17 protein-coding genes are annotated in these 22,256 nt (G+C 66.7%); 12 read left to right on the forward strand and 5 right to left on the reverse strand.

Annotation, left to right across the window (positions count from 1 at the left end):
* Positions 1–29 precede the first annotated feature (29 nt).
* The 4 genes from M2319_RS01900 (at position 30) to M2319_RS01915 (ending at position 4,110) form a co-directional block, all read left to right on the forward strand.
* Positions 30–1,229 (forward strand): putative manganese transporter, encoded by a 1,200-nt coding sequence (locus M2319_RS01900; protein ID WP_264599736.1) that lies wholly within the window; start codon positions 30–32, stop codon positions 1,227–1,229.
* A gap of 223 nt (positions 1,230–1,452) precedes the next feature.
* Positions 1,453–2,475, forward strand: a complete 1,023-nt coding sequence (gene hemH, locus M2319_RS01905; RefSeq protein ID WP_264599934.1) for a ferrochelatase — start codon at positions 1,453–1,455, stop codon at positions 2,473–2,475.
* 169 nt (positions 2,476–2,644) lie between these two features.
* Complete coding sequence (locus tag M2319_RS01910) at positions 2,645–3,634, forward strand: SPFH domain-containing protein (RefSeq protein ID WP_264599737.1); 990 nt, start codon at positions 2,645–2,647, stop codon at positions 3,632–3,634.
* Positions 3,634–4,110, forward strand: coding sequence for an NfeD family protein (locus M2319_RS01915; RefSeq protein WP_264599738.1), 477 nt, complete (start codon positions 3,634–3,636; stop codon positions 4,108–4,110). The genes M2319_RS01910 and M2319_RS01915 overlap by 1 nt, the downstream gene beginning before the upstream one ends.
* A gap of 24 nt (positions 4,111–4,134) precedes the next feature.
* On the opposite strand, the gene M2319_RS01920 is transcribed toward M2319_RS01915, so the two are convergent.
* The 3 genes from M2319_RS01920 to M2319_RS01930 form a co-directional block, all read right to left on the reverse strand.
* A complete protein-coding gene (locus M2319_RS01920) occupies positions 4,135–4,989 on the reverse strand; it encodes a flagellar motor protein MotB (RefSeq protein ID WP_264599739.1) in 855 nt (284 codons plus the stop codon).
* 9 nt (positions 4,990–4,998) lie between these two features.
* On the reverse strand, positions 4,999–5,772 hold the full coding sequence (locus tag M2319_RS01925) for a motility protein A (protein ID WP_264599740.1): 774 nt from the start codon (positions 5,770–5,772) through the stop codon (positions 4,999–5,001).
* Between the two features lie 293 nt (positions 5,773–6,065).
* Complete coding sequence (locus M2319_RS01930) at positions 6,066–7,085, reverse strand: KpsF/GutQ family sugar-phosphate isomerase (RefSeq protein WP_264599741.1); 1,020 nt, start codon at positions 7,083–7,085, stop codon at positions 6,066–6,068.
* 335 nt (positions 7,086–7,420) lie between these two features.
* Here M2319_RS01930 and M2319_RS01935 point away from each other — a divergent pair, with 335 nt between their 5' ends.
* From M2319_RS01935 to M2319_RS01945, 3 genes are all read left to right on the forward strand, one after another.
* The gene (locus M2319_RS01935; RefSeq protein WP_264599742.1) at positions 7,421–8,920 is read left to right on the forward strand and encodes an outer membrane beta-barrel protein; all 1,500 of its coding nucleotides are present in this window, start codon (positions 7,421–7,423) and stop codon (positions 8,918–8,920) included.
* Positions 8,921–8,979: 59 nt separating this feature from the next.
* Positions 8,980–10,236 (forward strand): lytic murein transglycosylase, encoded by a 1,257-nt coding sequence (locus tag M2319_RS01940; protein ID WP_264599743.1) that lies wholly within the window; start codon positions 8,980–8,982, stop codon positions 10,234–10,236.
* A gap of 112 nt (positions 10,237–10,348) precedes the next feature.
* Positions 10,349–11,503 carry an SGNH/GDSL hydrolase family protein gene (locus M2319_RS01945; protein WP_264599744.1) on the forward strand — a complete coding sequence of 385 codons (1,155 nt, stop codon included), beginning with the start codon at positions 10,349–10,351 and terminating at the stop codon, positions 11,501–11,503.
* Between the two features lie 84 nt (positions 11,504–11,587).
* Here the strand turns inward: M2319_RS01945 and M2319_RS01950 are convergent, their stop codons facing one another.
* A complete protein-coding gene (locus M2319_RS01950; protein ID WP_264599745.1) occupies positions 11,588–13,009 on the reverse strand; it encodes a glutamate synthase subunit beta in 1,422 nt (473 codons plus the stop codon).
* Positions 13,010–13,014: 5 nt separating this feature from the next.
* Positions 13,015–17,754, reverse strand: coding sequence for a glutamate synthase large subunit (gene gltB / locus M2319_RS01955; protein WP_406682059.1), 4,740 nt, complete (start codon positions 17,752–17,754; stop codon positions 13,015–13,017).
* Between the two features lie 692 nt (positions 17,755–18,446).
* Between gltB and M2319_RS01960 the strand changes: the two genes are divergently transcribed.
* From M2319_RS01960 to M2319_RS01980, 5 genes are all read left to right on the forward strand, one after another.
* On the forward strand, positions 18,447–18,749 hold the full coding sequence (locus M2319_RS01960; protein ID WP_264599746.1) for a BufA1 family periplasmic bufferin-type metallophore: 303 nt from the start codon (positions 18,447–18,449) through the stop codon (positions 18,747–18,749).
* Positions 18,750–18,785: 36 nt separating this feature from the next.
* Entirely contained in the window at positions 18,786–19,700 is a 915-nt protein-coding gene (gene bufB, locus M2319_RS01965) for an MNIO family bufferin maturase (RefSeq protein ID WP_264599747.1), read from the forward strand.
* Between the two features lies 1 nt (position 19,701).
* A complete protein-coding gene (locus M2319_RS01970; protein ID WP_264599748.1) occupies positions 19,702–20,445 on the forward strand; it encodes an HvfC/BufC N-terminal domain-containing protein in 744 nt (247 codons plus the stop codon).
* 5 nt (positions 20,446–20,450) lie between these two features.
* Positions 20,451–21,026, forward strand: coding sequence for a DoxX family protein (locus M2319_RS01975; RefSeq protein WP_264599749.1), 576 nt, complete (start codon positions 20,451–20,453; stop codon positions 21,024–21,026).
* A 126-nt stretch (positions 21,027–21,152) separates the two neighbouring features.
* The gene (locus M2319_RS01980) at positions 21,153–22,217 is read left to right on the forward strand and encodes a threonine aldolase family protein (protein WP_264599750.1); all 1,065 of its coding nucleotides are present in this window, start codon (positions 21,153–21,155) and stop codon (positions 22,215–22,217) included.
* The last annotated feature ends 39 nt before the right edge of the window (positions 22,218–22,256 follow it).

Consider the following 22,256-nt stretch of genomic DNA (forward strand, 5'->3'; position numbering starts at 1 on the left):
CCTTTGCCTCGACCAGAAGATCCGCACCGATGACCGAATTCACGCTTTCGACGGGACGCCTGATCGCCCACAGGGTGGACTGGCGCGTCAATCCGCACTGGTGGCGCATCGTGCTGCTGGCCGCCGTGGCCATGCTGCTGATCTCCGACACCACCAAGCATCTCGCCGCCTCTGCCCTTGCCGATGCCTATCTGCAGGTGACGGTGTTCGTTGCCGGCACGCTGTTCCTGGTCAATTTCGTGGAAGCCTGGATGCGGATGGATGTCGGCGTCATGCTGGCGCGCAGCGCCCGCTGGCAGCCGCTGATCGCCTCGCTGCTCGGCGCCATGCCGGGCTGCGGCGGCGCCATCGTCGTTGTCACCCAATATACCCGCGGCTACACCACCTTCGGCAGCGTCGTCGCCGTTCTGGTGGCGACCATGGGCGATGCGGCGTTCCTGTTGATCGCGCGCGATCCGTCAACGGCGCTCCTGGTCATTGCCGTCAGCCTCGTCGTCGGCACGATCTCCGGCATGATCGTCGATGCGATCCATGGCTCCGACTTCCTGCACGAGGAGGCGGCGCGGGGCGATCCCGATTTCGGCCGGGTGATGCCATTCGAGCCGACCCAGGAGGTCTATGCGCGCATCTCCAGCGCGGCCTGGCTGGCGTTGCTGCTGCCGGGCCTGGCGCTCGGTGTCCTCGGCGCGCTGCAGATCGATGCGGATGCGCTGATGGGGCCGTTTGCCGGTGCCGGCTTGACGGAGAAGATCGGCGTCGTCGGCGCGCTCCTCTGCCTTGCCATGTGGGCGTTTTCGATCCACGGCAACAGCCACACCATCGTGCGCAAGGGCGAGGGCCTGCGCGGCTCGACGGTCCAGCGCACGATCGCCGACACCAACTTCGTCACCGGCTGGGTGGTGATGGCGTTCCTCGCCTTCGAGCTGACGGTGTTCTTCTTCGGCATCGACCTGAAGGACTGGTTCGGCGAATGGGCGATCGTCGCGCCGCTCGCCGGGCTCGCCGTCGGCATGATCCCGGGCTGCGGCCCGCAGATCGTCGTCACGACGCTCTATCTCGCCGGGGCCATCCCGCTGTCGGCGCAGCTCACCAACGCCATCGCCAATGACGGCGATGCGCTGTTCCCGGCGATCGCCCTGGCGCCGCGGGCGGCGTTCCTTGCCTCGGTCTACAGCGCCATCCCCGCCGTCCTGGTCGGCTATGGCTACTTCTTCCTGTTCGAGTTCTGATCGCCTCGCATTGACGGCAACGGTCGGAAATGCCCTGAAAAAACGGCCCGTTCCGGCCTTTGATGCGGGCTTTTTGTGGGTTTTGTCACGTCGTTCCCTTGACGGAGTGGACTCCTGCGCCTGACGTCATATGTTCCGGTCGTCGGAATTCGGAAACGGAGCGAAGATTGTGGCGCAGGATCAAGGTAATGGCAGCGACGGCTCCAGCTGGTCGCGCCGCGCCATCCGCTTCCCGGACGGGCACGAGGAGATCGCGGCGGGACGCATCGGCGTGCTGCTGGTGAACCTTGGAACGCCGGACGGAACCGACTACTGGTCGATGCGCCGCTATCTGAAGGAGTTCCTGTCCGACCGCCGGGTCGTGGAGGCGCCGCGGCTGATCTGGTGGCCGGTGCTGAACGGCATCATCCTGTCGACGCGGCCGCAGAAATCCGGCGCCCTTTACGACAAGGTCTGGAACACCGAGCGCAACGAATCTCCCCTGCGCACCATCACCCGCTCGCAAGGCGAGAAGCTGGCGGCCGACCTCGCCAGGACCGATCCGCGCATCATCGTCGACTGGGCGATGCGCTACGGCAATCCCTCGATCGCGGAAAAGCTCGACGCGCTGACGGCGGAGGGCGCCGACCGGCTGCTGATCGTGCCGCTCTATCCGCAATATTCCGCGGCGACGACCGCGACCGTCAACGACAAGGCGTTCGAGGCGCTCTCCCAGATGCGCTGGCAGCCGGCGGTGCGCACGGCGCCGCCCTATCACGACGATCCGGCCTATATCGAGGCGCTGGCCGCGTCGACGAAGAAGCACCTGGCCGAGCTCGACTTCGAGCCGGACATCGTCCTCGCCTCCTTCCACGGCATCCCGAAATCCTATTTCGAAAAGGGCGATCCCTATCACTGCCAGTGCCAGAAGACCGTGCGGCTGCTCCGCGAGGCGCTTGGCTGGGCGCCGGAAAGGCTGATGGTCACCTTCCAGTCGCGGTTCGGCCGGGAGGAGTGGCTGAAGCCCTATACCGACGAGACGGTGGCGCGCCTTGCCCGCGAGGGCGTCCGGAAGATGGCCGTCATCATGCCGGGCTTTGCCGCCGACTGCCTGGAGACGCTGGAGGAGATCGCCGGCGAAAACGCGGAGATCTTCGAGGAGAACGGCGGCGAGCATTTCGCCGCGCTGCCCTGCCTCAACGACAGCGAGGAGGGGATGGCGGTGATCAGGGCGGTGGTGCTGAGAGAGCTCTCCGGCTGGATCTGAGGCGTCGACCGGACACCGGTCGCAAAAGCCGTTAGATCGGCGCTAATCCTCACATCCCGTTTTTGTCGCCGCTGCCGGCGAATCCCGGTAAAACCTGAAACAAAGAGGACGTCGCCAGCCGCGTGCGGTGGGTGGCCGGCTGTCCGGTGCATCAGCAAAGGAAGCCAAAATGCCGTTTGCGCTGACCGGTTTCGATATCGTCGTCATCGTCCTCCTCGTGCTCATCGTCCTCGTCGTCTTCATGGGCGTGAAGCAGGTACCGCAGGGCTTCAACTACACGATCGAGCGGTTCGGGCGGTACACCAAGACGCTGCGCCCCGGCCTCAACCTGATCATCCCGTTCATCGACGTGGTCGGCGCGCGCATGAACATGATGGAGCAGGTGCTCGACGTGCCGAGCCAGGAGGTCATCACCCGCGACAACGCCACGGTGACGGTCAACGGCGTCACCTTCTACCAGGTGCTGGACGCGGCGCGGGCGGCCTATGAGGTGGCGGGGCTGGAATACGCCGTCCTCAACCTGACCATGACCAACATCCGTACCGTCATGGGCTCCATGGATCTCGACGAACTCCTGTCCAACCGCGACGAGATCAACGAGCGGCTCCTGAAGGTGGTCGATGCGGCGGTGGAGCCGTGGGGCATCAAGATCACCCGCATCGAGATCAAGGACATCGATCCGCCGCGGGACCTGGTCGACGCGATGGCGCGGCAGATGAAGGCGGAGCGCGACAAGCGCGCCTCGATCCTGGAGGCCGAGGGCAAGCGGCAGTCGGAAATCCTGAAGGCCGAAGGCGAGAAGCAGGCCCGCATCCTGGAGGCGGAAGGCCAGCGCGAGGCAGCCTTCAAGGACGCCGAGGCCCGCGAACGTCTGGCCCAGGCGGAAGCCAAGGCGACCCAGGACGTCTCCAAGGCCATCGCCGAGGGCGACGTCCAGGCGATCAACTATTTCGTCGCCACCAAATATGTCGAGGCGCTGAAGGAAGTCGCGCGCGCGCCGAACCAGAAGGTGTTGATGCTGCCGGTCGAGGCGACCTCGATCCTCGGCGCCCTCAACGGCATTGCCGAGATCGCCAAGGAATCCTTCGGCGAGGAGGCTGTCGCCCGGCGCCGCCAGGGCTCCGTGCCGCGCACCGGACCGGGTGAAAGGGACGCGTGATGGGCCTCATCGAGACGGTCATCAACTTCCTCGGGCCGTGGAACTGGTGGGTTCTCGGCCTGGTGCTGCTCGCCGTGGAGATCCTGATCCCCGGAACGTTCTTCCTGTGGTTCGGCGTTTCGGCGATCATCGTCGGCTCGATCTCGCTGTTCATCACCTGGGGCTGGCAGGCGCAGGTCATCGTCTTCATGGCGCTGGCCGTCGTCGCGCTGATCGCAAGCCGGCTGCTCCTGCGCCGGACGCGCGAGCCGGAGCCGGCCGAGACGACGTTCCTCAACCGCCGCGGCGCGCGGCTGATCGGGCGGACCTTCACGCTGACCGAGCCGATCGTGGAAGGCTCCGGCCGCCTCAAGATCGACGACAGCGTCTGGCGGGTGTCGGGTCCCGACCTTGCCGCCGGCACCCGGGTGACCATCGTCGATGCGGACGGCGCGCTGTTGCGGGTCGGGCCGGCAGAGGTCGCCGATACGGCGTAATCGTCGCGGTGGAGCCGGTCGCCGCTACGGCTTGTAGTCCGGCGGCAGCGGCGGTTCCTCTTTCATCAACAGGATCGAGATGCGCCGGTTGGCGGCGAGGAACGGGTCGTTGGGAAACAGCGGCTCGGTGTCGGCCTTGCCGACGACGGAGAAGATCTGGTCGCTGCGCACGCCGAACTGGTTGAGGATGCGCCTCGTGGCGTTGGCCCGGTCGGCGGAGAGGTCCCAGCCGGAATAGTTGGGATTGTTGAAGGCCCGCCCGGAGGTGGTGTGGCCGGTGACGCGGATGCGGTTCGGCATGGCGCGGACCACTTCGGCCATCCGCTCCAGCAGTTGCCGGGTCGATTCATACGGGAACTTGGAGCCTTCGGGGAACATCGAGCGGCCGTCCTGGTCGACCAGCATGATGTTGAGGCCTTCCTCGTTCTCCTCGATGATGATGTTCTTTGACAGCTCTGCGATGTCCGGCATGTCCTGCCAGGCCTGGCGCAGCGAGGCGGCGGCGGTCGCGAACTGGCGCGTGCGCTCGACGTCGGTGATCTCGACGTCGTAGGTGTTGTTCTCCGGGCCCTGCTTGGTGCGGCCGTCGTGGCGGGTGGATTCGACCTCGGAATCCGTCTTTGTCGGCATCGGCGCGACGCGGCGCACATATTCGCGCACCGGCACGCCCTCGATCTCGATCATGCCCTGGTGGCGGGACTCCACCTTGATGCCGAAGGCGTCGCGCATGGAGCCGGCGACCACCTGCAGCTTCTCCTTGTCCTGGATCGAAAAGGAGATGATGAGCACGAAGAAGCAGACCAGCAGCGACATCAGGTCGGCGAAGGTCACCAGCCATTCCGGCGCGCCGGCGGGAGGGCACTTCTTCTTCTTGGCCATCTCTCGCCCCTACGCCGCGGCCGCTTCGATCAGGTCGCCGCGATTCTTCTCCGGCAGGTAGGCGATCAGCATCTCGCGGATCAGCGCCGGGCTCTTGGATTCCCGGATCTGCATGACGCCGTCGATGATGAGGGTCTGGTTGACGTCCTCCACATTGGCCTTGGCGCCGAGCTTCTCGTAGATCGGGATGCAGACGAGGTTGGCCAGCAGGGCGCCGTAGAGGGTGGTGAGGAGCGCGATCGCCATGGATGGGCCGATGGTCGAGGGATCGTCCATGGTCGCCAGCATCTGGACGAGGCCGACGAGCGTGCCGATCATGCCGAAGGCCGGCGCACTGTCGCCGAGCGCCTTGAAGATGCGCTGGCCCTCTTCGAGCCGGTCGAGATAGAGATCGCGCTCACGCTCCATGGATTCGCGAATGAAATTCGGCTCGTAGCCGTCGGCGATGTACTGCACGCCCTTGGCCAGGGTGGCATCGGAGACTTCCACGTTCTCAAGCCCGAGCGGGCCCTGCTTGCGGGCGACGTCGGCGAGCTCCGTGATCTCCTCGATCATCGTGCGCGGCTCGATCTTCTTGTGGGTGAAGGCGACCTTGGCGCCGGTGATGAAGGCCGAGGCGACACCGGCCAGCGGAAACCGGATCAGGGTTGCTGCCATGCCGCCGCCGAAGACGATCAGGATCGACGCGATGTCGATGAACTGGCTGATGTTGCCGCCGAGGAAAATCGCGGTGACGACTACGGCCGTACCCGCGACAATACCGATGATTGTTGCCAGATCCATAACTGTCCCAACTCCTCTCGGATGACCGCATGCGGCCGTCCTCGGGGCGCAGTCTATGGATCACAGGGCTAAATAATCCCTAATCGAGGTGCGAAAATTCGTCTCCGTCCCGGAAAAAACCCATAGGCTTCAGGACGCGCTCACCGAAAATCGGCAGCGTTTACGCTTCGTTAACCTTAACGAAAACTTGACATGGAAAACGGTAGCGGACGCCCGCACGCCGCGCGAGCAGAGGGCGTTTCGGGAAGAAAAGGCGGTTGCCGGGACTGGATCGGCAGCGACGGGGCGCTGCTTCAGGCGACGCCGGCGCGCAGGAGGTCGTGCAGGTGGATGATGCCGACGGCGCGCTCGTCCTCGACGACGAACAGGGCCGAAATGCTGGAGGATTCAAGCATCTCCAGGGCCGAGGCGACGAGCAGGTCCGGCTTCACCGTCTTCGGCGAGCGGGTCATGACCTCGTCGACGCGCTTGGACAGAAGATCAGAGGCGAGGTGGCGGCGCAAGTCACCGTCGGTGATGATGCCCGCCAGCCTTCCGGCCTCGTCGACGATGCCGAGCGAGCCGAAGCCCTTCTGGGTGATCAGGACGATGGCCTCGGTCATCGGCGTGTCGAGCGGCGTCAGCGGCACCCGGTCGCCGGTGTGCATGATGTCGCGGACGAATTGCAGCGATGCGCCGAGGCGCCCGCCCGGATGGAAGATGCCGAAATCCTGCGGCGTGAAGCCGCGCGCCTCCAGGAGGGCGATGGCCATGGCGTCGCCGACGGAGAGCTGCAGGATGGTCGAGGTGGTCGGGGCAAGGCCGTGCGGGCAGGCCTCGGCCGCCTTCGGCAGGGCAAGGACGATGTCGGCGGCGCGGCCGAGCGTGCTCTTGGCGCTCGAGGTCAGCGCGATCAGCGGCACGCGGAAGCGGCGCGAATAGGCGATGATGCTGGCCATCTCGCGGGTCTCGCCGGACCAGGAAATGGCGATAATGGCATCGCCAGCGGTGACCATGCCGAGGTCGCCGTGGCTGGCCTCGCTCGGATGGACGAAGAAGGCCGGGGTGCCGGTGGAGGCGAAGGTGGCGGCGATCTTGGAGCCGATATGGCCGCTCTTGCCGATGCCGGTGACGATGACGCGGCCGGGAATGCCGCTGATCAGGCGCACAGCGTCGACGAAGGGCTCCGATAATCCGTTGCCGAGCGCCTTCTGCAGCGCCATCAAACCCTGGATTTCGTTATGGACCGTGCGACCTGCCGACTCGATAAGCTCTACGTCACTATGGTCGATCACGCTCAAGGGGCCACCGCCGACGATTGCAAGCTTCGCCATTTTACACCATTTTGTTTTCGTTGTACCCGGCGTTGGGCAAGGGGAAGCTCGTGGCTAGTCCGCGATTGCGACCACTATGTGGCAATAATCCGGCAAAATCCTGCGGCGCGGCACGACGTCCCGCCACTGTCCCCAATAAGCGACACCTATAGCGCGTTTATGGCCCCGTTTCACGGATTTTCCGCCGGAAAAAACCGCCTTTGACGGGAATTGGCAGCACCATGCCAACGAAACATTAACCCTGCGCCTTTACTTTTCGGAAAGAACCGGCCCTTGCGGCCAGATTTCGAAACGGGGTGCGGGTGTCGCTTTTCTCGTCGTCGCCAATTCTCGGTATGCGCGGTTGCCTGACGGCCCTTGCGGTCGTCCTTGCCGCTGGCGTCGGTCCGGCCCATGGCCAGACCGCGACCGGCGATGTGCAGCTTCGCGGCAGCGCGCCGACCGATGGCGGCTTCAGCGACGACGAAGACGCACTGCTCGGCGCCTCGGATGACGAAACGGCGGATGGCGCTGCAACGGCGACGCCCGCCGATGGCACGCGCACGCCGCCGCGGCCGCGCTCCGCGGAGGACGCCCGCCGGGAAAGGCTCGGCGGCCGCCCGGAGGCTGTGCGGGCCGTGCAGCCGGTGCAGCCCGGGCCGCGCAATGCCGACGGCACCCTCATGGAGCGGGTCGACACGACGGTGACGGCCGAGGCGCCGGAGGACAATTTCGACGACGACAAGGACGCCTATGAGCCGCTCGGCATCCGCGCCGGCTCCTTCATCGTCAAGCCGCAGGTGGAGACGACCGGCGGCGGCTCGACCAATGTCGACCAGGACCACAACGGCAAGTCCGGCGCCTTCTATCGCATCCGCCCGTCGCTGGACGTGCAGTCCGACTGGTCGCGGCATTCGCTGAACGTCAACCTCAACGGCGAGTACACGGGCTATATCGACAGCGCCACCGAGGATACGCCGACCTTCGACGGCCAGGCGACGGGCCGGATCGACGTGCGTGACGGCACGCGGCTGGAGCTGGAGGCGGGCTACCAGCTCGAACAGGAAGAGGCCGAAAGCGCGGAACGCAAGAAGGGCACCGACCGTGCCGACATCCACACGCTGACCGGGGCGGCCGCCATCGTCCAGGACGTGCGCCGCTTCCAGGTCCGCCTGCGCGGTGCCGTTGAACGCCAGTCCTACGATTCCAACGACGGCGGCACCGGGCGCGACTACACCCTGACGGAGATTTCGCTGCGGACCGGCTACAAGGTCTCGCCGGCCCTGATGCCCTATGTGGAGGGCTCGCTGTTCCAGCGCCAGCTCGACGACGAGCGCGACGCCGACGGGTACCGGCGCTCCAGCGACGGCTATTCCCTGCGCGGCGGCGTCGCCATCGACATGGCCTCCAAGCTGACCGGCGATCTCGCCGCCGGCTGGCGCCGCGAGGAGCCGCGCGACGGGCGGCTGAAGGCGCTGGAAGGTCCGACCGTCGACGGCACGCTGACCTGGTCGCCGAGCCGGCTGACGACGATCGCGCTGACCGGCTCGACCACGCTCGACACCACGACGCTGACCGGCTCGGCCGGCTCGGTCGAATACAAGGGCGTTCTCACCGGGACCCGGTCGCTGCGCCGCAACGTCAAGCTGGTTGGCGCGCTCGGACTTGCCTACCGCGACTACGAATCGAGCCCCGTCACCGAATGGCGGCGCACGGCCGATGCCAGCGTCGAATGGTCGTTCAACCGCAACGTCGCGGCCGTCGCGCGCTACGGCTACGAGGACCTCGATTCCAGCGAGCGCGGCAACGACTACCGCGCACACAGCATCGAGGCCGGCGTGATCCTCAGGCACTGACCGCGACCGTCGGCCGACGTTTTCACCCGTTCCGATCAGACATCCGAAAGGAGGCACAATTGACCGGTATTTCTCCCCGCATCACGGCAGGCTCCCTGCGCGGTGCCGCATTCCTTGTCGGCTTCTGGGCCGCCGTCGTCATCTTCGTCCTTGCCGCCTCCGTCGGGGCCAAGGCCGATGCCCGTTTCGATCGCTGGGTCAAGGACTTCTGGCCGACCGCCAAGGCGGCGGGCGTTTCCTGGAACACCTATCGCCAGGCCTTTGCCGGCGTCGACCCCGACCCGGATATCCTGAAGAAGGCGTCGCGGCAGCCGGAGTTCGTCACCCCGATCTGGGACTATCTGGGCTCGGCCGCGTCCGAGCGCCGGGTGGAGAACGGCCGCGAGAAGCTCGTCGAATGGCGGTCCTGGCTCGACCGGATCGAGGCCAAATACGGCGTCGACCGCCACGTCGTCGTCGCCATCTGGGGCATGGAATCCTCCTATGGCGAGGTGCTGAACAACCCCAAGATCGTCAAGAACGTGATCCGCTCGCTGTCGACGCTCGCCTATGCCGGCGGCAAGCGGCGCCGATTCGGCGAAAGCCAGCTCGTCGCGGCCTTGAAGATCCTGGAACGCGGCGACGTCGATCCGCGCCACATGACCGGCTCCTGGGCCGGCGCCATGGGCCATACCCAGTTCATCCCGACGACGTTCGAGGCCTATGCGGTCGATATGGATGGCGACGGGCGGCGCAACATCTGGACCTCGATCCCCGATGCCCTCGGCTCCACGGCGGCCTACCTCAACCGCTCCGGCTGGGTCAGCGGCAAGACCTGGGGCTACGAGGTGGACCTGCCGCGCGGCTTCAACTTCGCGCTCGCCGACGGCCGCGGCAAGCGGTCGATCGCCGAATGGCAGGCGCTGGGCGTCACCCGTGTGCTCGGCCGGACGTTTCCCCGGCCGGACGACGAGGCCTATCTCCTGATGCCCGCCGGCGCGCGCGGCCCGGCGTTCCTGATGCTGAAGAATTTCCGGGTCATCAAGCGCTACAACAATGCCGACGCCTATGCGCTGGCCGTCGGCCACCTTGCCGACAAGCTGATGGGGGCAGGGCCGCTGGCGGCGTCCTGGCCGCGCGAGGAAAAGCCGCTGACGCGCTCGCAGACCCGCGAGCTGCAGGCACTCCTCAACCGGCTCGGCTATCCGGCCGGCACGCCGGACGGCAAGCTCGGGCCGAAGACCCGGGCGGCGATCCGCGGTTACCAGAAGCGTATCGGCATGCCGCCGGACGGCTATGCCAACACCCGCCTCCTCAGCAATCTCAAGGACGGTTGATCGTGGGTCCCTCGCCATCTTGACGCCTGGAACCTATAATGGGGGAACCTATAATGGGATCGAGCGGGCGCGGGCAGCTTTGCCGGCGCCCGTTGGACAAGGGGAACCCAAGATGGCGGGACTTTTGCGCCCAACCGTTGTCGCGGCGAGTGCGCTTATCATTGCCGTGATCGTCGTGCTTTCAGGCATTGCCGGCGGGGCGGCCAGGGCCGAGGACAAGCGCATCGTCGTTGCCCGCAACGAGGGCTTCCATCCGCTGCGTCCGCTGTTCCGCCTGTTCGGCGCCAAGCGCCGGGACCGGTCCGGCAACTCGAGCAAGACCAAGCGCTCGCGCGGCACTGCCCGGCGGCACCACCAGCGGCCCGCCCGGCAGCACAAGCCGGCGCCTGTGGCCGTGCCGAAGGATGCCGATGCCAATGTTGTGCTGGTGGTTGGCGACTCGCTCGCCCGCGGCATGTCCAAGGGGCTTGAGGTGGCGTTCGCCGACTCGCCGAAGGTCGAGATCCGGCGCTGGGTCAACGGCTCGTCGGGCCTCGTGCGCGACGACTATTTCAACTGGCCGAAGGAGCTGCGGCAGTTCTTTGCCGGCGACGAGCGGGTCGACGCCATCGTCGTCATGGTCGGCGTCAACGACCGCCAGCGCATCCGCGATGCCGACGGGTCGCACCAGCTTCGCACGGAGGAATGGGACAAGCGCTACCGGGCGCGGGTCGTCGATATGCTGAAGGCCTTTGCGGCGAGCGGCAAGCCGGTGATCTGGGTCGGCCTGCCGCCGACGCGGTCCAGCAAGTTCTCCGCCGACATGGCCCATTTCAACGACGTCTACAAGGCCGAGGCCGAGCTCTCCGGCGTCGTCTTCGTCGACATCTGGCAACGCTTCGTCGACGAGGAGGGGCGCTATACCCGCGCCGGACCGGACGTCGAAGGCCAGACGACGGTCCTGAGGGCCGACGACGGCATCCATTTCACCGGGTCGGGCTATCGCAAGCTCGCCTTTTACGTCGAACAGGAACTCAAGCGCGTGCTGGAGACCGGTGCCGGCGGCGTGTTCCTGCCGGGCCTCAACGCGGACGGTACGGTCGGGCCGAAGATCGGTGCCGTGTTGCCGTTGACGGGGCCGACGGCGCGGGTGGGCGAGCCGCTTGCCGGCGAAGAGACCCCGCTGGCGCCGAAGGAAGACAGCCTGCAGAACAAGGTGATCGTGCGCGGCGAGCCCTTGCCGCCGGAGACCGGGCGCGTCGACGATTTCGGCTGGCCGCGGAAATAGGCTTTTTGAGAAAACGCATATGAAAAAGGCCCGCCGGAGATAGCGCCGGCGGGCCTTTTCGTTTGTTTGTTCGTGATCCGCGGATCAGCGCGGCAGGTCGCTCTTGCCCATCAGGAACTCGTCGACGGCGCGGGCCGCCTGGCGGCCCTCGCGGATCGCCCAGACGACCAGCGACTGGCCGCGGCGCATGTCGCCGCAGGCGAACACCTTGTCGACGCTGGAGACGTAGTCCTCGGTGTTGGCGGCGACGTTGCCGCGACCGTCGAGGTCGACGCCGAGATCGGCCAGCATGCCCTCATGGACCGGGCTGACGAAGCCCATGGCCAGCAGCACGAGGTCGGCCTTCAGCACGAATTCGGTGCCCGGCAGCGGCTGCATCTTGTTGTCGATGCGCACGCAGTGGAGCTCCCTGACGTTGCCGTTGGGCCCGCCCTCGAAGCGCTGGGTGAGGACGGAGAACTCGCGCTCGGCGCCTTCCTCGTGCGAGGAGGAGGTGCGCAGCTTCAACGGCCAGTTCGGCCAGGTCAGGAGCTTGTCCTCCTTCTCCGGCGGGCGCGGCATGATCTCAAGCTGGGTGACGGAGAGCGCATTCTGGCGCACCGAGGTGCCGATGCAGTCGGAACCCGTGTCGCCGCCGCCGATGACGACGACGTGCTTGCCGGTGGCGAGGATCGGCTCGACGTCGCCGAGGGACTCGTTGCCGTTGCGCCGGTTCTGCTGCGGCAGGAACTCCATGGCGAAATGGATGCCGGAGAGGTCGCGGCCCTCGATCGGCAGGTCGCGGGGCTTTTCCGCGCCGCCGGCCAGCACCAGCGCGTCATGGCCCTCCATCAGCTCGGCTGTGGTGACGTCGACGCCGACATGGACGTTGCAATGGAAGGTGACGCCCTCGGCCTCCATCTGGTCGACGCGGCGCTCGATCAGGCGCTTTTCCATCTTGAAGTCGGGAATGCCGTAGCGCAGCAGGCCGCCGGCATGGGCGTTCTTCTCGTAGAGATGAACGTCGTGGCCGGCGCGGGCGAGCTGCTGGGCGGCGGCCATGCCGGCCGGTCCGGAACCGACCACGGCGACCTTCTTGCCGGTCTTTGCCGTCGGCGGCTCGGGCACGATCCAGCCCTCGTCCCAACCGCGGTCGACGATGGCGCATTCGATCGTCTTGATGGTCACCGGGTTGTCGATGAGGTTGAGCGTGCAGGCGGCCTCGCAAGGGGCCGGGCAGACGCGGCCGGTGAATTCCGGGAAGTTGTTGGTGGAGTGCAGATTGCGCACCGCCTCGCGCCAGTCGTCCTGGTAGACGAGGTCGTTCCAGTCCGGGATCTGGTTGTTGACCGGACAGCCGGTGTGACAATAGGGGATGCCGCAATTCATGCAGCGTGCCGCCTGGTCGCGCACCACCGGTTCCTTCAGCGGGATCACGAACTCTTGGTAGTTCTGGATGCGGTCCGACGCCGGCAGGTACTTGCGATCCTGCCGATCGATCTCGAGGAAGCCTGTTACTTTACCCATTCAGATCACTCCCCAGGTACCGGGCATTCTTTGGCGGCGGCCTGCTGGATGGCCAGCTCGGCAAGGGCGCGGCGATATTCCACCGGCATCACCTTGCGGAACTTCGGCAGGTAATCCTTCCAGTTGGCGAGGATCTCCCTGCCGCGCGCGGAGTTGGTGTAGCGGACGTGGTTCTCGACGAGCTGCTGCAGCCGTTCGGCGTCGTAGCGGGTCATGTCGGACATGATGTCGACACGGCCGTGGGACTGCAGGTCGTGGCGCTGGTGCAGGTGCGAGGAGAGCATCTCCTCCTCGGCCAGCACCGGCTCAAGGGCGACCATGGCCATGTTGCAGCGGCTCTGGAAGCTGCCGTCCTCGTCCAGCACATAGGCGATGCCGCCGGACATGCCGGCCGCGAAGTTGCGCCCGGTCTGGCCGATGACGACGACCACACCGCCGGTCATGTACTCGCAGCAGTGGTCGCCGGCGCCCTCGACGACGGCGATGGCGCCGGAGTTGCGGACCGCGAAGCGCTCGCCGGCGATGCCGCGGAAGTAGCATTCGCCCTCGACGGCACCATATAGCACGGTGTTGCCGACGATGATCGAGCTCTCCGGCGTGATCTGGCGTGCCTCGGCCGGCGGATAGACGATCAGCCGTCCGCCGGAGAGGCCCTTGCCGACATAGTCGTTGGCCTCGCCTTCCAGCTCCAGGGTGACGCCATGGGCGCCCCAGGCGCCGAAGCTCTGGCCGGCGGTGCCCTTCAGCTTGACGTGGATGGTGTCGTCCGGCAGGCCGTTGTGGCCGTAGCGTTTGGCGACCGCGCCCGACAGCATCGCGCCGGTGGTGCGGTCGACGCTGGCGATCGGCATGTCGATCTGCACCGGCTTGCCCTCGGCAAGGGCCGGTTCGGCCGCCGCGATCAGCTTGCGGTCGAGCACGTCGTCGATCTGGTGGTCCTGCTCCTCGGACTTGAAGATGTGGATGGTCTCCGGCACCTGTGGCTTGTGGAACAGGCGCGAGAAGTCGAGGCCCTTGGCCTTCCAGTGGTCGATCGCAGCGGCGCGGTCGAGCATCTGCATCTGGCCGATCATCTCGTCGAAGCGGCGGAAGCCCATCTCGGCCATCAACTGGCGCACTTCCTCGGCGACGAAGAAGAAGTAGTTGACCACGTGCTCCGGCTTGCCGACGAAGCGCTTCCTCAGGATCGGGTCCTGGGTGGCGATGCCGACCGGGCAGGTGTTGAGGTGGCACTTGCGCATCATGATGCAGCCGGCGGCGATCAGCGGCGCGGTGGCGAAGCCGAACTCGTCGGCACCGAGCAACGCGCCGACGACGACGTCGCGGCCGGTCCTGAACCCGCCGTCCACCTGCACCGAGATGCGGCCGCGAAGGCCATTCAGCACCAGCGTCTGGTGGGTCTCGGCAAGGCCGATCTCCCACGGGCTGCCGGCGTGCTTGATGGAGGTCAGCGGCGATGCGCCGGTGCCGCCCTCATAGCCGGCGATGGTGACGTGGTCGGCGCGCGCCTTGGAGACGCCGGCGGCGACGGTGCCGACGCCGACTTCGGAGCCGAGCTTGACCGAGATGTCGGCGTCCGGGTTGGTGTTCTTCAGGTCGTAGATGAGCTGCGCCAGGTCCTCGATCGAATAGATGTCGTGGTGCGGCGGCGGCGAAATCAGGCCGACACCCGGGGTCGAGTGGCGCACCTTGGCGATCACCGCGTCGACCTTGTGGCCCGGAAGCTGGCCGCCCTCGCCGGGCTTGGCGCCCTGGACGATCTTGATCTGGATCATGTCGGCGTTGACGAGATATTCCGTCGTCACGCCGAAGCGGCCGGAGGCGACCTGCTTGATGGCGGAGCGCATGGAATCGCCGTTCGGCAGCGGCACGAAGCGGTCCGGCTCCTCGCCGCCCTCGCCGGTGTTCGACTTGCCGCCGATCCGGTTCATGGCAATCGCCAGCGTGGTATGCGCCTCGCGGCTGATCGAGCCGTAGGACATGGCGCCGGTGGCGAAGCGCTTGACGATGTCGACGGCCAGCTCGACCTCGTCGATCGGCACCGCCTCACGTCCGGCCTCCTCGGCATCCCGGATGCGGAACATGCCGCGGATGGTGAGGAGCCGCTTCGACTGGTCGTTGATCGACTTGGCGAATTCCTTGTACTTCTCTTCGGCATTGCCGCGCACGGCGTGCTGCAGGGCGCCGACGACCGGAGCCTCCCAGGCATGGGCCTCGCCGCGCATGCGCTGGGCGTATTCGCCGCCGATGTCGAGAGCGTTGCGGTAGACGGGCGCGTTGCCGAAGGCGTCGGCATGGCGGGCCACCGATTCCTCAGCGACCTCCTTGAGGCCAACGCCCTCGATGCGGCTCGCCGTGCCGAAGAAGAACTCGTTGACGAATTCCGACGACAGGCCGACGGCGTCGAAGATCTGGGCGCCGCAATAGGACTGGTAGGTCGAGATGCCCATCTTGGACATGACCTTGAGGATGCCCTTGTCGACCGCCTTGATGTAGCGGGCGACGATCTCGTCCGGTTCGACCTCTTCCGGCAGGCTGCCGCGCTGGTCGATCAGGGTCTCGAAGGCGAGGTAGGGGTTGATCGCCTCCGCGCCGTAGCCGGCAAGGACGGCGAAATGGTGCACTTCGCGGGCCTCGCCCGTCTCCACCACGAGGCCGACGGAGGTCCTGAGGCCCTTGCGGATCAGGTGGTGGTGGACGCCGGCGGTGGCCAAGAGGGCCGGGATGGCGATGCGGTCCGGGCCGACCAGGCGGTCGGACAGGATGATGATGTTGAAGCCTTCGTTGACGGCGTGCTCGGCCTGGCGGCAGAGTTCGTCGAGCGCCGGGCGCATGCCCTCGGCGCCGCCCGCAGCGGCATAGGTGATGTCCAGCGTCTGGGTGCGGAACTGGTTGTCGGCGATCTCGCCGATGACGCGGATCTTCTCCAGGTCGTCGCAGGTCAGGATCGGCTGGCGCACCTCAAGCCGCTTGCGCTTCGACAGGCCCTTGCGGTCGAAGAGGTTCGGCCGCGGCCCGATGAAGGAGACGAGGCTCATCACCAGCTCCTCGCGGATCGGGTCGATCGGCGGGTTGGTGACCTGGGCGAAGTTCTGCTTGAAATAGGTGTAGAGCAGCTTTGAGCGGTTCGACAGCGCGGAAATCGGCGTGTCGGTGCCCATGGAGCCGATCGGTTCCTGGCCGGTGGTCGCCATCGGCGCCATCAGAAGGGTGATGTCCTCCTGGGTGTAGCCGAAGGCCTGCTGGCGGTCGAGCAGCGGCACGTTGGTCTGGTGCGGCTCGGCACCGACCGGGGCAAGGTCCTCCAGCACGATCTGGGTGCGGCCGAGCCACTCCTTGTAGGGGTGGCGGGTGGCCAGCGTCCGCTTGATCTCCTCGTCGGAGATGATGCGGCCTTCCTCCAGGTCGATGAGCAGCATCTTGCCCGGCTGCAGGCGCCACTTCTCGATGATCTTCTCCTCCGGCACGGGCAGCACGCCCATCTCGGAGGCCATGACCACGAGGCCGTCCTCGGTGACGTAGTAGCGGGCGGGCCTGAGGCCGTTGCGGTCCAGCGTGGCGCCGATCTGGCGGCCGTCCGTGAAGGCGACGGCGGCGGGGCCGTCCCACGGCTCCATCAGCGCGGCGTGGTACTCGTAGAAGGCGCGGCGCTCGGCGTTCATCAGCGGGTTGCCGGCCCAGGCTTCCGGGATCAGCATCATCGCCGCATGGGCCATGGAGTAGCCGCCCTGGATGAGGAATTCGAGCGCGTTGTCGAAGCAGGCGGTGTCGGACTGGCCCTCATAGGAGATCGGCCAGAGCTTCTCGATATCGGAGCCGAACAGCTCCGATTCGACGCTCGCCTGGCGCGCGGCCATCCAGTTGACGTTGCCGCGCAGCGTGTTGATCTCGCCGTTGTGGGCGACCATGCGATAGGGATGGGCCAGCCGCCAGGACGGGAAGGTGTTGGTGGAAAAGCGCTGGTGCACCAGGGCGAGCGCCGAGACGTAGCGCTCGTCGGTGAGGTCCAGGTAGTACTCGCCGAGCTGGTAGGCGAGGAACATGCCCTTGTAGACGATGGTGCGGCAGGAGAACGAGACCGGATAGGCGCGGTCGTAGTCCTGGCCGAGGACCTCGATCATGCGGTTCGAGGACGACTTGCGCAGCACATAGAGCTTGCGCTCGAAGGCGTCGTCGTCGGCGATGTCCGGGCTGCGGCCGACGAAGAGCTGGCGATGAATCGGCTCGGTTGCCTGGATCTCCGGGGCCTTCGACAGGCACGAATTGTCGACGGGCACGTCGCGCCAGCCGAGCAGGATCTGGCCTTCCTCTTCGATCACCTCCTCGATGATCTTGCGGCAGGCGTCCCAGGCTTCCGGGTCCTGGGAGGTATAGAAGAAGCCGATGCCGTAATGGCCGGGCTCCGGGATCTCGAAGCCGGCCTTGGCGCACTCCTCCTTCATTAAGGCGTGCGGAATCTGGGTCAGGATGCCGGCGCCGTCGCCGACCAGCGGGTCGGCGCCGACCGCACCGCGGTGGGTCAGGTTGACGACGATCTTCAGGCCATTGGCGACGATGTCGTGGCTCTTGCGGCCATGCAGATCGGCAACGAAGCCGACGCCGCAGGCATCGTGCTCCTTGGCCGGATCATAGAGACCGGCTTGCATCGCCGCGCGGCGGGTGTCCGCAGCGGTGGCGGCGGTTTTGGCGTTCGAATCCGCCACTTTCGGCGTGTTCGTTCCGTGCACCGTCGTCGCGCCTGACATGGCTGCCCCTCCACTTCCTGACCATCCAAGGGCCGGCAGCGCTCTTCACGAAGACGTCCTGCCGGCCGAGACCGAATTTACCCCTTGGCGCCGGGACACGAACAAGCCTGCCCCGACGCTTGCTGCAGGGCCGCGCTGCATGATCGGTCCAGCCCCTGCGGGTCGCGCCCTAGACTGGCGCGGCTCGAGCGACGAGACCGGCAAATGACCGCGGCTCTGTCGAAGAAGAACAATACCGGATGCCAGTACTGCTCCGATGGCATAAATGCCGTCCGGTGCATCTTTTTCCGACCGGGCCCCGGCTTCGTTTGCCTCATCCGCGGGGTTCCGGCGGTCCGATGCGTCAGGACGTTTTCCCAATTCCTCGACGGCGAAAACCGGGCCTGCCGCGGTAACTGGGACAGTATTCCTGTCCTATTCCGGAAGTCTGACATTGCCAGATTTCCGGCGGTTGAGCAAGATGCGGCAGCACGTTAACTGTGTGAGATATTCCACAACGCGCAGCCGACCAGTGGCCGCGCCCATTATTGTGCCGATGTCGTCACGCGCGCGTGAACTGGCCGAAAGCCGCTCTGACATCGCTTTGATTTCCACTTGATGGATGGCCTCTCCACATTGTCGGGCAGCGGTCCGAGGCGCATTGCCGCCGGTCCGTTTGCCGCATTTCGACACTCGAACAGAGGTTTTCTCCCATGACCGCATCCCCCAAGACCTTCTCCGCCGCCATCCTTGCCGGCGCTGTTGCCACGGCCATCTCGGCCGCCGCCGTCGTCCAGCCGGCGTCCGCCGCCGAGCAGGTGAAGTGCTACGGCGTCTCGCTGGCCGGCGAGAACGACTGCGCCGCCGGGGCCGGCACCTCCTGCGCCGGCACCTCCAAGGTCGACTACCAGGGCAACGCCTGGAAGCTGGTGCCGAAGGGCACCTGCGAGACCACCGAACTGCCCGAGGGCCGCAAGGGCAGCCTTGAGCCGCTCAAGCGCGACGTGCCGGCATAAGCCGCCATCCGGAACCGTCACGCATTGGGGGGCAGCATGACCCTGGCATTTGACGCCGGCCCTGCGGTGCGGGGCAGACAGAGCGACCCGATCCCGGCCTCGGCCGGGGTCGGGCTGAAGCCGCAGCACGGCCGCGAGATCTTCGAGACGCCGCACGACATTGGCTTCTTCGAGTTCCACGCCGAGAACTACATGTGTGCCGGAGGGCCGCCGCACCGGCTGCTTTCCGCCGTGCGGGAGCGGTTTGCCCTCTCCATGCACGGGGTCGGGCTGTCGATCGGGGGCGAGGGACCGCTCGACCGGGAGCACCTTCAACGGCTCGCCGATCTCAATGACCGCTACCGGCCGGAACTGTTTTCCGAGCATCTCGCCTGGTCGAGCCATGGCGGCACGTTCTTCAACGACCTGTTGCCGCTTCCATATAACGCAGCGACGCTTCAACGGGTCGCAGCCCATATCGACGAGGTCCAGGCGTTCCTCAACCGACGGATGTTGCTGGAAAATCCGTCGAGCTACGTGACGTTTTCGCAAAGTACCTGGGCGGAGACCGACTTCCTCGCCGAACTTGTCCGGCGCACGGGCTGCGGGCTGCTGCTCGACGTCAACAACGTCCATGTCTCCGCCGCCAACCAGGGTTTTGACGCGCTTTCCTATCTGGAGGCGTTTCCGCTCGATGCCGTCGGCGAGATCCACTTGGCCGGCCACGCCACGGAGACGGAGGCAGACGGCAGCCGCGTCCTCATCGACGCCCATGACCGAGCCGTCGCCGATCCCGTCTGGGCGCTCTACGGGGCGGTGCTCGACCGCACCGGCCCGGTGCCGACGCTGATCGAATGGGACAACGACGTGCCGGCGTTTCCGGTGCTCGCCGCCGAGGCGGCGCGGGCGGCGGCAGTGCTCGAGGCCCATGGCGGCGGGGTCGTGACCGCGCAACGCGCTGCCGGGGTCTGAGATGGAGCAGGAATTCGCCGCCGCATTGCTTGACCCGGACCGCTCGGCGCCAGCCGGCCTCGGGGCGCGGCCGACGCGCCTTTCCATCCATCGCAACAATGTGGTCTCCGGTCTCGTCGACCATCTGGCGGCAATCCTTCCGGCCGCCTCGCGTATCGTCGGCGAGGACTTCTTCCGCGCCGCCGCCGGCGTCTTCGTGCGGGCCGCGCCGCCGTCCTCGCCGTTGATGTTCGCCTATGGCGCGGGCTTTCCGATGTTCCTGGAAGGCTTTCCCCCAGCCAAAGGCGTTGCCTATCTCGCCGATGTGGCGCGGTTGGAATGGGCCGTCTATGACGCGCTCCATGCGGCCGACGCGGCACCGCTCGATCCGAACGCGCTCGCCGATGTGCCGCCGGAGGGGCTCGACAGCGTGCGCTTCCGCTTCCATCCGGCTACGCGCGTCATCGTTTCTGGCTATCCGGTGGTCAGCCTCTTTCGCGCCAATCGTGGGGCCGATCCGGACGGCCCTTTGAAACTTTCAGCCGAGGGGGAGGGGGCGCTGGTGACGCGGCCGGAGGTGGAGGTCGCGGTGCATGCTGTCTCGCCGGCAACGGCAGCGTTTTTCGCCGCGCTTCAGGACGGCGCACCGCTCGGGCCGGCCGCTGCCGCCGGCCTTCAGGCCGATCCCGCCTTCGACCTTGCCGCAAGCCTTTCCCTTCTTCTCACCACCGGCGCTGCAACGGCGCTCGATTATTTCAAGGAGTGATTGCCATGCTCGCCCGCCTTGTTGCCCTTCAGGAACGGGCCTTCGCCGCGCTTGAGCGCGCCCTCGGCCCCTCGGTCCTGCCGCTCATCGCCCGGCTCGTCTTTGCCTCCGCGCTGCTCCTCTATTACCTCAACTCCGCCTACACCAAGGTCGGCTCGGGCTTTCCGGAGATGTTCGTGCCCCAGGTCGGCGCCTATGCGCAGATCGTCCCGAAGGTCGCCGAAGGCGCCGGCTACGACGTCTCGCAGATCGCCTTCTTTCCCTATGGCCTTATCGTCTGGGCCGGGACCTATGCGGAATTCTTCCTGCCGGTGCTGATCGTTCTCGGCCTCTTCACCCGCCTTGCCAGCCTCGGCATGATCGGCTTCATCGTCGTCCAGAGCATCGTCGACGTCACCGCGCACGGGCTCGATGCCGCGACCATCGGCCTGCCCTTCGACCGCTTCCCGGACGGCATGATCGCCGACCAGCGGCTGTTCTGGGTGTTCGTCCTCGTCGTCCTCGTCCTCCGCGGCGGTGGACGGCTGTCGCTGGACGGCTTGCTGGCACGGCGCGAACGGTCCACCGCCCAGCCCTGGTAGGATGCGGCGCGAATGGCGGAATTGCCGCACCGCCGCAAAAATCGTCGCCCCGGGAGCCTCGCCGACCTTGCCAACGGCCGGCGCGGCTGGCATGTCTCCGGCTTCCATGTTTGTACGAGAGCCGTAATGTTTTTCGCCAGCGACAACTGGGCCGGCGCGTCGGAAAAGGTCGCCGAGGCGCTTGCCGCGGCAGGCGCCGGACCGGCCCCGGCCTATGGCAATGACGAGGTGACGACGGCCGCCGCCGCGCGATTCTCGGAGATCTTCGAGCGCGACGTCGCGGTCTATTTCGTCGCCACCGGCACGGCCGCCAACGCGCTGGCGCTCGCCTCCGCAACGCCGGCCGGCGGCATCGTCTTCTGCCACTCCGAGGCCCATATCGCGGTCGACGAATGCTGCGCCCCGGAGTTCTTTTCCGGCGGCGGCAAGCTCAATCCCATCGCCGGTCCTGCCGGTCTCCTGACGCCGGAGGGCTTTGCCGAGGCGCTCGCAAAGGTGCCGGACGGCGATGTCCACCACGGCCGCGTCGCCGCCGTCAGCCTCAGCCAGGCCACGGAAGCCGGCACGGTCTACGACACCGCCGACGTCGCCCGGATCGCCGACCTTGCCCATGGCCGCGGCATGACCGTCCACATGGACGGCGCGCGCTTTGCCAATGCGCTCGTCGCAACGGGGCAGACACCCGCCGAGATGACCTGGAAGGCCGGCGTCGATGTGATGTCCTTCGGCGCGACCAAGAACGGCTGCTGGTGCGCGGAGGCCGTCGTCTTCTTCGATCCCACACGCGGCAGCGATTTTCCCTACCTGCGCAAGCGCGCCGGGCACCTCTTTTCCAAGAGCCGGTTCGTCGCTGCCCAGTTCCTTGCCTATTTCGACGACGACCACTGGCTGGAGAACGCCCGCCACGCCAACGCCATGGCGGCGCGGATTGCGGCGGGCATCGATGCGGCCCCCGCGGCGCGGCTTGCCTGGCGGCCGCAGTCGAACGAGGTCTTTGGCATCTTCACCGACGAGGCCCTCAGCCAACTGTCTGCCGCCGGCATCGACGTCCACCAGTGGCCGTCCCATGCCGCGCCCGGGTCGGACGGTCCCAATGCGGGCGAAAAGCTCGTCCGGCTGGTGACGAGTTTCCGCACAACCGAAGACGAGGTGTCGCGTTTCGTCTCGGAGGTGTCTTTAATAGCTGCGTAGGTCGGGCCGGACGGCGTCCTCCCGCGCCTCTTTGCCCGC

This window comes from Rhodobium gokarnense (genome assembly GCF_025961475.1).
In the GTDB taxonomy this organism is placed as follows: Bacteria; Pseudomonadota; Alphaproteobacteria; order Rhizobiales; family Rhodobiaceae; genus Rhodobium; species Rhodobium gokarnense.